The sequence below is a fragment of the Streptomyces sp. 8N706 genome (assembly GCF_052245415.1).
GTDB lineage: Bacteria > Actinomycetota > Actinomycetes > Streptomycetales > Streptomycetaceae > Streptomyces.
In genome coordinates this window covers 1-12,445 of the sequence record NZ_JBQQBW010000159.1, presented here as the reverse complement: position 1 = coordinate 12,445, position 12,445 = coordinate 1, and the positions used below count along the sequence as shown (strand labels likewise).

The following is a 12,445-nucleotide window of genomic DNA, read 5'->3' as shown; positions in this document are numbered from 1 at the left end:
CCTCCCGCGCCCTGCGCGCCGAGCGCGCCGAGATCGCGGGTGCTCACGACGACGTCGCCGAGGACACCGCCCCGCCGCGGACCGCGCTCCCCGCGCTCCGCGAGGCGTACCGTGCCGCCTCCCAGCTGTACGAGAAAGTCGGCGTCGGCGCCGATCTCCGAGCCGAGCAGGCCCGAGCCGAGAGCAACGAGAGCGCGGCGCTCGCCGAGCTCGAGCGGCTCACCAACAAGGTCCGAACCCGTGCCGCTCAGCTCCTCGAAGGAACCGACGGTGCCGACGGCCCGTCCCGGCAAGCTGCCGCGGCCCGCGCCGAATCGCTCGTACAGATGCTGGGGTCAAGGGCCTCCGCCGCCAGCGAGCACCTCGGCCGGCTGCGCGGTGAGGCCGAGCGCCACGCACCCGCCGACGGGGAGGCCCACACCGAACTGCCCGAAGAGCTCGTACCGGCCGAAGCCGACCAGGCCCAGACGCTGCTGCGCACCGCCACCACCGAACTCGCCGAGCGTACGGACGCGTTGGAGACGGCCCGCGCCCACCACGCCGAGCTGCTGCACGCCCACCGGGCGGCCGAGGACGCGACCGGTGGCTTCGAGGAAACCGCCGCGCTCCTGCGGGACCTGCTGCGCGAACCGGCGCACACCGCCGATGACGTGGAGGGATCCGAGCAGCCGCCCGAGCCCTACCGCGGCAGTCTCGACGAGGCCCGGCAGGCCGCCGCCGAGGCCCGCCGCTCGCTCCGCGGCTGTGCGACCGACCTCTCGGCCGCCGACTCGACCGTGCGCGAGGCCGGTGACGTCCTCGTACGGCACGCCAACTCCACCCGCTACGAGCAGGTCCGCACCCCTGCCCGGCAGCAGATCAGGGAGTTGCCCGCGGCCGCGCTGCCCGAGCACGCGGCGGCCTGGGCGGAGGCCTTCGCCCCACGGCTGCGGGTCCTCACCGACGAGCTGGAGCAGCTGGAGCGCAATCGCGACAGTATCGTCGACCGGCTCCGCGGCCTGGTCGAGTCCTCGCTCGCCACCCTCCGCTCCGCCCAGCGGCTCTCCCGGCTCCCGGAGGGCCTGGGGGAGTGGTCGGGCCAGGAGTTCCTGCGGATCCGCTTCGACGACCCCGACCACTCCACGCTCATCGAGCGGCTCGGCGACGTCATCGACGACGCGACCCGTGCCGCCGTGAAGAAGAACTCCGACCTGCGCCGGGACGGCATGTCGTTGTTGCTGCGCGGGGTCGCGGCGGCGCTGCAGCCACGGGGCATCGCCGTCGAGATCCTCAAGCCGGACGCCGTGCTGCGGGCCGAGCGCGTCCCCGTCGGACAGATGGGCGATGTCTTCTCCGGAGGGCAGCTGCTCACCGCGGCCATCGCGTTGTACTGCACGATGGCGGCTCTGCGCAGCAACGACCGGGGGCGCGACAAGCACCGGCACGCGGGCACGCTGTTCCTGGACAATCCCATCGGGCGGGCCAACGCCACGTATCTGCTGGAGCTCCAGCGGGCCGTCGCCGATGCGCTGGGCGTCCAGCTGCTCTACACCACAGGCCTGTTCGACACCACGGCGCTCGCCGAGTTCCCGCTGGTCATCCGGTTGCGCAATGACGCGGATCTGCGGGCCGGGCTGAAGTACATCAGCGTCGAGGAACATCTGCGCCCCGGTCTGCCGCAGCAGCCCGCCGGGGAGGAGACGGTGCACGGGGAGATCACCGCGACCCGCATGTTCAAGCGTCCGTCCACGGTCCCGGTGGAGTGACCGGACGCGTCCGTGAGATGTCCGGCGCCCCCACCGTGGGTGCCCCGCAGCCGCTCGGTCACGGTCCCTCTGCCCGTACGAACGGTCGGCGGAGCTGATGTTCGATCAGTTTGTCGCGGCCGGTCGCCGCTCGGGGAGGCGGCCGCTCTCCTGCGCACCCCGCGGTCGACGCGCAACAGTGCGACCGGGCGACCGGCTTCGTACCCGATGATGCGGCGCCGGCCGGCGCCTGGCTCACGGACAGAGCCACGGAAGTGATCAAGCCCGGGACAGCCGGCGCCGTTCGGCCAGCCGCGCGCGGGCCTGGCCTGGCCGCGCGCGGGATACGGCACGGGCCTCCCGCCGGGCGCGCCGGCGCTCGCGTCGCAACGCACGCGCCGTACTGCTCGGCACGGAGATGACGCCATGCCGCTGGTTCCACACCTGCCGGGTCACCCAGACGTCGAGGACGCTCCAGGTGGCGACCACGGTGGCGGCCACCGTGCTCAGCACGGCGGGGAAAGCGAACCATGAGCCCGCCATGGTGCACAGGAACGCGACCATGGCCTGGATCAGGGTGACGGACACAATGATCACTGCCCGCACCGCCGCGGTACGGACCGGGTCGGGCAGCCGGGGTCTGACCGCGGGCTCCACGGTCCACAGATGCCGATGGCCGTCGTCGGGTCCGTCGTCGGTGGGGAAGTCGACATACCCTGCCCCACCCAGTGGTTCGGCGGGCGCGGACGCCCGGTGACGTCGTTCGGTGTCCATCTGACCTTCACTCCCCCTCGCGTGGCGGACTGGTCGACGGCGGGTGCGAGGTACCCGGCTCGATGGTCGCCTGCCCGGCTTGCGCTGATCCCAAAAGCGGGACGTTCAAGGGAATTCCCCCGCATCCCCGTCCGGTTCAACCCTCTTCCCTCTCTTCCCCTCTTCACCGTCAGTCGGAATCACGAACATCGGTGGCGGGAGGTTCCCGGGAGGCGGGGCTTTCCAGCCAAATTTCTTCGGCCGATACCGGGTGGAACGGTGGCGTTCCGATGGGTGGCATGGGCCACAACCAGCGCCGCGCTGCCCGGGAATCGCCCGGACAACTGCGGACGATATGCCTCCGCATCCGCCGTGGGCCCCCGGACAGGTCTTCGAGTTGTCACCGTCCAGTAGTAGGCTCGCGCCGTTTATTGACGAAACACCACCCCGGGCACCGGGGTTGACGTAGGGGAGGCCATGCGCTTTCGCGGGAAGTCCATCCGCAGGAAGATCGTGGGGCTCCTTCTGGTGCCGCTGGTGTCCCTCACCTCCATCTGGGCCTTCGCCACAGTGATCACCGGCCGTGAGGCGCAACAACTCCTCGATATCGCCCAGGTCGTGGACAAGGTGGGCTATCCCACCGAGGACACCGTCCAGGTTCTCCAGGAGGAGCGCCGGCAGACCCTCATCTACCTCGCCGACCCCCGCAGTTCGGACGGGCTGGTCCGGCTGCACCGCCAGGAGCGCGCCACTGACGACGTCGTGGAGCGGCTGCGGACCAACGCCGCGGCCGAGGGCGTACTCGACGACGCCCGGGCCGGCGCCCAGCTGACCGCGCTCCTCGACGGGCTCGAGGGCCTCGAAACACTGCGCGGCAAGGTCGAGGAGGGCACGGTCACCCGCAGCTACGCCTTCGCCGCGTACAACGCCATGATCGACCCCTGCTACGACTTCATGAGCGCCCTGCACGCCCTCGAGGACGTCGAGATGGACAAGCAGGGCCGCGCGCTGGTGGGGATCACCCGCGCCCGCGAGGCCCTCTCCCGCGAGGACGCCCTGCTCGCCTCCGCCCTCGCCGCGGACGATATGACCCTGCGCGACCTACGGACCTTCTCCGACCAGGTCGCCGACCGCAAGCTCCTGTACTCCCTGAGCCTTCCGGTGCTCCCCGCGGAGGAGAACGCCGCATTCGAGAAGTACTGGAACGGCCCCGACACCGTCGACCTGCGGTCCGCCGAGGAGCGGGTCATCGCCGCCGGTCCCCAGGACGCCCTGGACACCATCAACGCCGAGCGCTGGCAAGCGGCGGCGGGTACGGTTCTGGACGACCTCGACCGGATGGGCACCCGCGCGGTCAACCGCTATCAGGAACGAGTCGGACCCGTCGCCGTCGGCGTTCTCATCAAGGCCGGTGTCGCGGGCGTTCTCGGCTTCGCCGCCGTGCTCGTCTCGCTCATCGTCTCCGTCCGCATCGCCCGGGGCCTGATCCGCGATCTGACGCGGCTGCGCAAGGAAGCACACGAGGTCTCCGGTATCCGGCTGCCCAGTGTGATGCGCCGTCTCGCCGCGGGCGAGCAGGTGGACGTGGAGACCGAGGCGCCCCGGCTGGAGTACGGCCAGGACGAGACGGGCCAGGTCGGACGCGCCCTCAACACCCTTCAGCGGGCCGCTGTCGAGGCCGCCGTCAAACAGGCGGAGCTCCGGCGCGGAGTGTCCGAGGTCTTCGTCAACCTGGCCCGGCGCAGCCAGGTTCTGCTGCACCGTCAGCTGAACCTCCTCGACACGATGGAACGGCGTACCGAGGACACCGAAGAGCTCGCCGACCTGTTCCGTCTCGACCACCTCACCACCCGTATGCGCCGGCACGCCGAGGGCCTGGTCATCCTCTCCGGGGCGGCCCCCTCCCGGCAGTGGCGCAGGCCGGTCCAGCTGATGGATGTGGTGCGCGCGGCCGTTGCCGAGGTGGAGGACTACGAGCGGGTGGAGGTGCGCCGACTGCCGCGGCTCGCCGTCATCGGGCCCGCCGTGGCCGACCTCACCCATCTCGTCGCGGAACTCCTCGAGAACGCCACGGTCTTCTCGCCCCCGCACACCGCCGTCCAGGTGCTCGGCGAACGCGTCGCCAACGGCTTCACCCTGGAGATCCACGACCGCGGCCTGGGGATGACCCCCGACGCGCTGCTGGATGCCAACCTCCGGCTCGCCGAGACGCCGGAGTTCGAGCTCTCGGACACCGACCGGCTCGGCCTGTTCGTGGTCAGCCGGCTCGCCCGGCGCCAGGGCGTCCGCGTATCGCTGCAGACCTCTCCCTACGGCGGTACCACCGCGGTCGTTTTCATCCCCGCCGCACTGCTCACCGAGCCCGAGGCAGGCGGGCCGGACAGCGGCCCGGACGCCGCCGAGGAGACGAGTGAGCACGAGCCGGCCCAGGACGGCAGGCTCGCGTCGCTGGCTCAGATACCGGTGGCGCTGACCGGGCCGAGGAGGGCGGTACCCGTCCTCGACGGCCCGGTGGAGCTCGAGGCGCCGCTGGGATCCCTGGACGAGGACGACGACGAGCGGCTGCTCTTCCGCACGGCATCCTCCGCGCACCCCCGGACCGGAGGAGGAGGGCGCCGCTCCGGCGCCCCGGCGGCGGGCGAGCAGCACCAACAGGCCCGCGACAGCGGTGAGGACGGTCTCTCCTCGCCTCCCGGCCGCCATGGGGAGCCCCGTCCCGACGGGCTGGTGCCGCTGCCCCGCCGCCGTTCGCCCGTCCTGGTCGCCGACCACGGCCGGTATGTCGACGCACGGGCCTCCCGGGGAGCCGCCGGAGCGCGGCAGGCGACGGAGCGTCCCGAAGCGCGGGAGAGTGCCCCGCCGTCCGGTGGAGGGCTGCCGCGCCGGGTACGGCAGGCCAGTCTCGCCCCGCAACTGAAGACCGACCCCGTCCACCCGGACGGGCGGGACAGCACGTCCGCGGACTTCGGACCCGAGCGCGACGCCGAGGAGGTGAGGTCCCGTATGGCCTCTCTCCAGCGCGGCTGGCAGCGCGGCCGGGAACACACCGGCGAGGTCCCGGGGCCGGCCGGGGACACAGCACCAGGAACGAGATCCGAGGGAGACGGCCGATGACCGCACCGAACGCCACGGCACACAATGGTTCGACCGGCGGGGCAGGCGAGCTCAACTGGCTCCTCGACGAACTCGTGGAGCGCGTGGGCAGTATCCGCAAGGCCCTGGTGCTCTCCGGTGACGGTCTGGCCAAGGGCTCGTCGAAGGACCTCACCCGGGAGGACGGCGAGCATCTGGCAGCCGTCGCCTCCGGCTTCCACAGCCTGGCCAAGGGCGTGGGCCGGCACTTCGACGCGGGAAAGGTCCGGCAGACCGTCGTGGAACTCGACGACGCGTTCCTGTTCGTGACCGCCGCGGGTGACGGAAGCTGCCTCGCCGTCCTCGCCGCCGCGGATTCCGACGTCGGCCAGATCGCGTACGAGATGACGTTGATGGTCAAGCGTGTCGGCGCGCATCTGCGCAGCGCGCCGAGGTCAGGCCCGTACGCCGGAGGGTGACGGGGGTCGTCATGAGCGGAGACGGGGGTCTCATGAACGGTGAAGGTCGCGACCCGGCGCGATGGTTCGACGACGCGGCGGGACCGGTCGTCCGGCCCTATGCGATGACCCGGGGCCGTACCCGCAGCGGGGTCAGGGACAAGCTGGACCTCATCGCGGTGGTGGTCGCCCAGAGCAGTGCGGAGTCGCCCGGCGGCTTCGCGGCACCGGACTTCGCCGACCACACCCTGTCCCCCGAACACCTGGACATCGTCGACCTCTGCCGGGAGGAGCCGCAGTCGGTCGCGGAGCTCGCGGCCGGGCTCGATCTGCCGGTCGGGGTCGTCCGGGTGTTCATCGGCGACCTGATCGACGCCGACCTGGTCCGCGTCTCCCGGCCCGTACCTCCCGCCGAACTCCCGGACGAGAGCATCCTGCGCGAGGTGATCAGCGGTCTCCGGGCGCTCTGAGGGCCGGTGGCCGGCCCGCCGCTCCGGGCGGCGGGCCGGCGGTCAGGACCGCGGTGCCAGGGCGGTCAGGGTGTGTTCGGCGTTCGGGTCACCGGCGGGCGCGGGCACCAGGGCGGCCTCGTCGAGTCCCGCGGCGGCGTAGTCCTCCAGCCGGGCGCGTACGGCGTCCACGTCGCCGACCAGGCCGACCGTGCGCGCGGCTTCCGGCGGCAGCGCCCGGAGCAGTTCGTCGGGGCCGGCGCCCGACCGGGCCCCCTCCACGGCCGGTCCGAATCCGGCGGCGGTGAACATGTCTCCGTAGCCGGGCACGGTGAGGTATCCGGTGATGCTGCGCAGGATCTGGGTGCGGGACTCCGGGGCGGGGTCGACGCAGACGGGGAGCCAGGCGGCCAGCCGGGGCGGTGTACGGCCGACCGACCGCGCCGCCGCGTCCAGTTCCGCGCGGGCGCGGCCGACCTGCTGGGGCGTGACGAGGTCGAGGACCATCCGGTCGGCGTACTGCGCCGCGACGGCGATGGCGCGTGGCCCGAAGGCCGCGACGGTCAGCGGACCGCCGGGAGGGTCCAGCCGGCGACGGAACCCGCTGCCGGGTACGACTTCTCCGCCCGGCCCGGAACCGTCGCCGCCCATGAGCGCCCGTACGGCCCTGGCGGATTCGTGGAGTGCGGCGGCCGCCCTGGCACGCGACCGTCCGTGCACTCCCTGGACCACGCGGGGACTGGACGTGCCGAGGGCCACCCCGACGGGGCGGCCGGTGAGGGTGGCGGCGGTCGCGGCCCCGCGGGCGATGGTGGCCGGGTCGCGGACGGACACGGGCACGGGTCCCGCCGTCATCGTGGCCTGTGCGGTGGAGAGCCCGATCGCCGTGGTGAGCGCGAAGGCGTCCCAGGTGGGGCCCTCGCCGATCCACAGCTCGCCGTAACCGAGCCGGTCGGCCAGTACGGCGACGCGTACGGCCTCGTCCGGGGGACGGTCGTCCTCCCGGGCCGCGACCACCACGCTGATGTCCATGCTCGTCACCTCACGTCCGCGACGCCGCTTCTCCGTATGCCGGGTGTGCGCCGGACGACTGCCCGGCGCGCGGCCTTCCGGCCGCCCCGAGTCCGGGTGTCCGTCCCTCCTCGCTCAGGAGACCCGCCCTGCTCCTCCCCTGCCCACTGCTACTGCTATCACTCAGCGCAGCTTCCGGCACAGCAGGGCGTCAGGAGCTCTCGACGATCCCACACGCCCGGTCCAGGCGATGCCGGCGGCGTACTCGTCGTCGGCACACTGGCCCTTGAGGTGGCCGTACGCGAAGTCCCCGCCCCTGGCGGCCGCCGGCCGGTTGTCCTCCCGGTCGAACCGGACGGTCCGGCCGCCGACGCCCAGTGACTCGCCGGACGCCGCGCACAGGGCGGAGGAGGCAGCCGCTCCCCGGACGGCGTAGCCGATCAGGACCGTCGAACACGCCCATCCGGCGGCCGGCCGAGTCGCCGCGGGGCCCGGCGCATGACGGTGTCCGCCCTGCGCCCGGCCCCCACGGATCAGCAGCTGAGATTGGATCCCGCCGTCGTGCCGAGTATCCCGACGAACCTCTGGTAGGCGTCGATACGGCTCTGCACCTGGGCGGGGTTCTTCCCGTCGCACTCCAGGCTTCCGTTGATGCTGCGGATCGTCTCGCCGAAACCTCGGCTCTCGACCATCGCGGTGTGCGGTGTCATCCTGCCGGGGCCGATCTGGGTGTTCCAGTACCAGAGGCCGGTCTTCCAGGCCACCGCGGCGTCGTTCTGCACCCGATACGGGTTGTTGAGCAGATCGATGCCGAGGGCGTCGCCCGCCGCCTTGTAGTTGAAGTTCCAGCTCAGCTGAATCGGGCCCCGGCCGTAGTACGCGGCCTGGCCGGCCGGACAGCCGTACGGCCGTGACGCGTCGCAGTAGTGCGGGTAGTTCGAGGTGTTCTGCTCCACGATGTGGACCAGGCCGCCGGTCTCGTGGCTGACGTTGGCCAGGAAGGCGGCGGCCTCCTGCTTCTTGACCGTGTCGCTGCCCGTGGTGGCGAAACCGGGGTAGGCGCTGAGGGCCGCCTTGAGGCCGTTGTAGGTGTAGAAGGAGTTCCGGTTCGGGAACATCTGGTTGAACTGCGCCTCACTGACCACGAAGTTCGACTCGCCGGGCGTCGAGCCGCCACAGTCGTAGGGCTCCCAGTACCAGGTGCTGATGACCGGGTCGTAGCCCGGGTTGTCGTGCTCGGCGCGGTAGAAGTTGCCGTCGGTGTACTGCACGATGTCGCCGGTGACGTACGGCTTGCCGGCGGTCCATACCGTGTACGCACAGCTGGACGCCGACGAGGCCGACGCGGAGGCCGTGGCGGCCGGTGCCGCCACCGAGAGTGCCGCGGCGAATACCGCGGCGGTGAGCGATGTCCTCATGCGCTGTCTCGACACGTGATCTCTCCTTTATGCGGTGGGGGCCGCACAGGAACGTCGACCGGTCAGGTCGTTGGTCCGTGCAGGAGCGTGGAACCGGGACGGGCCGGCTCCTGCGGGCCCGTCCCGGGGTGGAGAACACTCCAGCAGATTGGTCTGTACCAGTCAAGGTGTGGACCAATCAGGAACCGAATCCCGGCCACGCAGATGGCCACAACGGCCGGGCGCCGCAGCGGCATTCAGGGGATGAGCAGCACCTTGCCGACCGTGTCGCGCCCCGCCAGCGCGGCGTGGGCATCAGCGGCCATCTCCAGTGGGAAGCGCCCTCCGACCACCGGGCGCAGGCGGCCGATCGCGGCCTCCGCCAGGGCTCCCGCCTGCAGGCTGTGAAAGCGCGAGGGGTCGACGCCGGGGTTGGCCCCGCCGTAGCCGATGACCGTCAGCCCGCGGCCGAAGAGCAGCCCTCCCGGGATCTCCGTGCCGCTGCCGGAGGCTATGCCGTAGATGACGAACCGTCCGCCCGGCGCGAGCGTGTCCACCGCCTGCCGGCCCACGTCGCCGCCGACGGAGTCGAAGACGACGTTCACACCGCGACCGCCCGCGGCCTCGCGCACCTCGTCCGCCCATCCGGGCGCGCTGTAGTCCACTGCGGCGTCGGCGCCCAGCTTCCGTATCAGCTCCAGCTTGTGCTCGCCCCCGGCCGCCCCGATCACCTTCGCCCGGGCCACTTTGGCCAGCTGCAACAGCAGACTGCCCACCCCGCCCGCGGCCGCTTCCACCAGTACGGTCTCGTCCTCGCGGACCCGGGCGATCTCGATGAGCCCCGCCGCGGTGAGGCCCTGCCCCAGAAGGCATACGGCGTCCTCCAGCGACACGTTGTCGGGCAGGAGGTGCAGGGCGCTGCGGGCCAGCACGGCCCGTTCCGCGTACGCCCCGGAGTTCCTCGTCTGGCCGGACACCCGTCTGCCGATGAGCGCCGGGTCCACGCCGGGGCCCACCGCGCTCACCACTCCGGCGACGTCCCGGCCCGGGGTGTACGGCCGTGGGACAGCGGCCGACTTCCCCGCCCGCACCAGGGTCTCCACGAACTGGACACCGGCCACGGCGACATCGACGAGCACTTCACCGTGGCCGGGCTCGGGGTCGGCCACGTACTCCACCCGCATGACCTCGGGTGGACCGAACTCGGCGACACGGACAGCGCGCATGCTGGCTCCTCGTATGTCCTCTTGTTCCACTCACTGCGCGGGCGGCCGCCGGCTCGGCTCGCCGGGCTGCGCCCACAGCGGATTACGGGACTGACGTGCGTTTTCCTCACGTCGAAGGGGGCCTGTTGCGCAGATCGCGGCAAGGGGACGGATACGGCGGACGGCTCGGCGTCGTCGCCACGGGCACCGCCCGGTCCTCGGACAACGATCCCATGACGCATTGCAGTTGCCCGGTGACTACGTTGTACGCTTCTCTTGCTCAGGCTGACCATCTGCTGACCCGCCTGGGACCAGGGGGATGCCTCTGTCCTGCATAACGGCACACCCGGGAGAAGAGATCCATGGTCTTCGGGCGCTCTGAGCGACGCCGCACGCCTTCTGTCGATCCGGTGACGCTCAAGATCCTTGTGGCGGGCGGCTTCGGGGTCGGCAAGACGACCCTGGTCGGAGCGGTGAGCGAGATCAGACCCTTGCGCACCGAGGAGCTGCTGACGGAGGCGGGCCGGCCCGTCGACTCCACCGAGGGGGTGGAGGCCAAGCGCACCACCACCGTCGCCATGGACTTCGGCCGGATCTCCCTGCGCGAGGACCTGGTCCTGTATCTCTTCGGCACACCCGGACAGCACCGGTTCTGGTTCATGTGGGACGAGCTGGCGCAGGGGGCTCTCGGGGCGGTCGTCCTGGCCGACACCCGTCGGCTGACCGATTGCTTCGCCGCCGTTGACTACTTCGAACGGCGCCGGATTCCCTTCACCGTCGCCGTCAACTGCTTCGAAGGAGCCGACCGCTACCCGGCGGACGCCGTGCGCGAAGCCCTCGACCTCGACCCGGAGGTGCCCCTGGTGCTGTGCGACGCCCGGGAGCGGAAGTCCGCCAAAGAGGTACTGATCTCCGTCGTCGAACATGCCATGGAGATCGGGGCGCGCGAGCGGCAGCCCGCCGCCACCTGACGGTCGCATGGCGCGCACACGGGCCCGTACTCCGCCGTCCGGAGTACGGGCCGCGGCGTCGGGTGCGCCGGCGCCGCGGCCTCTGCGTCATGGACTCCGCGCTGGGGCTCTCAAGGGCCCCTCAAGGAGCGGGGCCCTTACAGCTCGTCCTCCTCCAGCCAGCTGAAGCTGCGCTCCACCGCCTTCCGCCAGTTGCGGTACTCGCGGTCCCGCACCTGCGCTTCCATCCGCGGGTGCCACTCCTCGTCGCGCTGCCAGTGCGTCGTCAGCTCGTCGAGGTCCTGCCAGACGCCGGTCGCCAGGCCGGCCGCGTACGCCGCTCCCAGACACGTGGTCTCGGAGATCTTCGGGCGAATCACGGGCACGCCCAGTACATCGGCCTGATGCTGCATCAGCAGGCCGTTGGCGGTCATTCCTCCGTCGACCTTGAGTGTGGTGATCCGGACACCGGAGTCCTGGTACATCGCGTCCACGACCTCACGGGTCTGCCAGCTCGTCGCCTCCAGCACGGCCCGCGCCAGGTGGGCCTTGGTGACGTACCGGGTCAGACCGGTGACCACGCCGCGGGCGTCCGAGCGCCAGTACGGGGCGAACAGCCCGGAGAAGGCCGGCACGATGTACGCGCCGCCGTTGTCCTCCACGCTCGCCGCAAGGGTCTCGATCTCATCGGCGGAGTCGATGATGCCGAGCTGGTCGCGGAACCACTGCACGAGGGCACCGGTGATGGCGATCGCGCCTTCGAGGCAGTACACCGGCCGCTCGCCGCCGAGCTGGTAGCCCATGGTCGTCAGCAGTCCGTTCTTCGACGGCACCGGGCGGTCACCGGTGTTCAGCAGCAGGAAGCTGCCGGTGCCGTAGGTGTTCTTGGCCTCCCCGACGCCGTAGCACGTCTGGCCGAACACGGCCGCCTGCTGGTCGCCGAGCGCCGAGGCCACCGGGACACCGGCCAGTTGGCCCACGGCGCTGCCGTACACCTCGGCCGAGGAGCGGATCTCCGGAAGGATCGTCTCGGGCACGTTCATCGCCCTGAGGATCGCCGGGTCCCACTGGAGTGTCTCCAGGTTCATCAGCATGGTGCGGCCGGCATTGGTCACATCGGTGACGTGGACTCCGCCGTCGGTGCCGCCCGTGAGGTTCCAGATGAGCCAGGAGTCGATCGTTCCGAAAGCGATCTCGTCGTTCTCGGCGCGGCGGCGCAGACCGGGGACGTTGTCGAGCAGCCACGCGGCCTTGGGCCCCGAGAAGTAGCTGGCGAGCGGGAGCCCTGTCGCGTCACGGAACCGGTCCTGCCCGTCCGTACCGCCGAGTTCGTTGCAGAGGGCCGAGGTCCGGGTGTCCTGCCACACGATGGCGTTGTGTACGGGCTTGCCGGTCGCCCGGTCCCACAGCACCGTGGTCTCGCGCT

General features: G+C 71.5%; 9 protein-coding genes and 1 pseudogene. 5 read left to right on the top strand and 5 right to left on the bottom strand.

Features of this window, described 5'->3' with window-relative positions; translation table 11 throughout:
* Positions 1-1,745: pseudogene (locus tag ACTWQE_RS31965) on the top strand (hypothetical protein); the annotation flags it as partial.
* Positions 1,746-2,003: 258 nt separating this feature from the next.
* Here ACTWQE_RS31965 and ACTWQE_RS31960 read toward each other — a convergent pair.
* Positions 2,004-2,498 (bottom strand): hypothetical protein, encoded by a 495-nt coding sequence (locus ACTWQE_RS31960; RefSeq protein WP_443332585.1) that lies wholly within the window; start codon positions 2,496-2,498, stop codon positions 2,004-2,006.
* 456 nt (positions 2,499-2,954) lie between these two features.
* Here ACTWQE_RS31960 and ACTWQE_RS31955 point away from each other — a divergent pair, with 456 nt between their 5' ends.
* Genes ACTWQE_RS31955 through ACTWQE_RS31945 form a run of 3 tightly spaced genes read left to right on the top strand, consistent with a single transcriptional unit; the run spans position 2,955 to position 6,477 of the window.
* Positions 2,955-5,591, top strand: coding sequence for a sensor histidine kinase (locus ACTWQE_RS31955; protein WP_443332584.1), 2,637 nt, complete (start codon positions 2,955-2,957; stop codon positions 5,589-5,591).
* Positions 5,588-6,028 carry a roadblock/LC7 domain-containing protein gene (locus ACTWQE_RS31950; RefSeq protein WP_443332583.1) on the top strand — a complete coding sequence of 147 codons (441 nt, stop codon included), beginning with the start codon at positions 5,588-5,590 and terminating at the stop codon, positions 6,026-6,028. The genes ACTWQE_RS31955 and ACTWQE_RS31950 overlap by 4 nt, the downstream gene beginning before the upstream one ends.
* A gap of 32 nt (positions 6,029-6,060) precedes the next feature.
* On the top strand, positions 6,061-6,477 hold the full coding sequence (locus ACTWQE_RS31945; protein WP_443332582.1) for a DUF742 domain-containing protein: 417 nt from the start codon (positions 6,061-6,063) through the stop codon (positions 6,475-6,477).
* 42 nt (positions 6,478-6,519) lie between these two features.
* On the opposite strand, the gene ACTWQE_RS31940 is transcribed toward ACTWQE_RS31945, so the two are convergent.
* The 3 genes from ACTWQE_RS31940 to ACTWQE_RS31930 form a co-directional block, all read right to left on the bottom strand.
* Complete coding sequence (locus ACTWQE_RS31940; protein WP_443332581.1) at positions 6,520-7,488, bottom strand: LLM class F420-dependent oxidoreductase; 969 nt, start codon at positions 7,486-7,488, stop codon at positions 6,520-6,522.
* 512 nt (positions 7,489-8,000) lie between these two features.
* Entirely contained in the window at positions 8,001-8,900 is a 900-nt protein-coding gene (locus ACTWQE_RS31935) for a glycoside hydrolase family 19 protein (protein ID WP_443332580.1), read from the bottom strand.
* Positions 8,901-9,121: 221 nt separating this feature from the next.
* A complete protein-coding gene (locus tag ACTWQE_RS31930; protein ID WP_443332579.1) occupies positions 9,122-10,090 on the bottom strand; it encodes a zinc-binding dehydrogenase in 969 nt (322 codons plus the stop codon).
* Between the two features lie 341 nt (positions 10,091-10,431).
* Here ACTWQE_RS31930 and ACTWQE_RS31925 point away from each other — a divergent pair, with 341 nt between their 5' ends.
* Positions 10,432-11,040 carry a GTP-binding protein gene (locus ACTWQE_RS31925; RefSeq protein ID WP_443332578.1) on the top strand — a complete coding sequence of 203 codons (609 nt, stop codon included), beginning with the start codon at positions 10,432-10,434 and terminating at the stop codon, positions 11,038-11,040.
* A gap of 137 nt (positions 11,041-11,177) precedes the next feature.
* Here ACTWQE_RS31925 and glpK read toward each other — a convergent pair.
* On the bottom strand, positions 11,178-12,445 hold a 1,268-nt coding region (glpK, locus tag ACTWQE_RS31920; protein WP_443332577.1), incomplete at its 5' end, for a glycerol kinase GlpK.

What these genes read in the sequence shown, in the direction of transcription:
- ACTWQE_RS31960 (WP_443332585.1), bottom strand. Translation starts at nt 2,498, where the DNA reads ATGGACACCGAACGACGTCACCGGGCGTCCGCGCCCGCCGAACCACTG.
- ACTWQE_RS31955 (WP_443332584.1), top strand. Translation starts at nt 2,955, where the DNA reads ATGCGCTTTCGCGGGAAGTCCATCCGCAGGAAGATCGTGGGGCTCCTT.
- ACTWQE_RS31950 (WP_443332583.1), top strand. Translation starts at nt 5,588, where the DNA reads ATGACCGCACCGAACGCCACGGCACACAATGGTTCGACCGGCGGGGCA.
- ACTWQE_RS31945 (WP_443332582.1), top strand. Translation starts at nt 6,061, where the DNA reads ATGAACGGTGAAGGTCGCGACCCGGCGCGATGGTTCGACGACGCGGCG.
- ACTWQE_RS31940 (WP_443332581.1), bottom strand. Translation starts at nt 7,488, where the DNA reads ATGGACATCAGCGTGGTGGTCGCGGCCCGGGAGGACGACCGTCCCCCG.
- ACTWQE_RS31930 (WP_443332579.1), bottom strand. Translation starts at nt 10,090, where the DNA reads ATGCGCGCTGTCCGTGTCGCCGAGTTCGGTCCACCCGAGGTCATGCGG.
- ACTWQE_RS31925 (WP_443332578.1), top strand. Translation starts at nt 10,432, where the DNA reads ATGGTCTTCGGGCGCTCTGAGCGACGCCGCACGCCTTCTGTCGATCCG.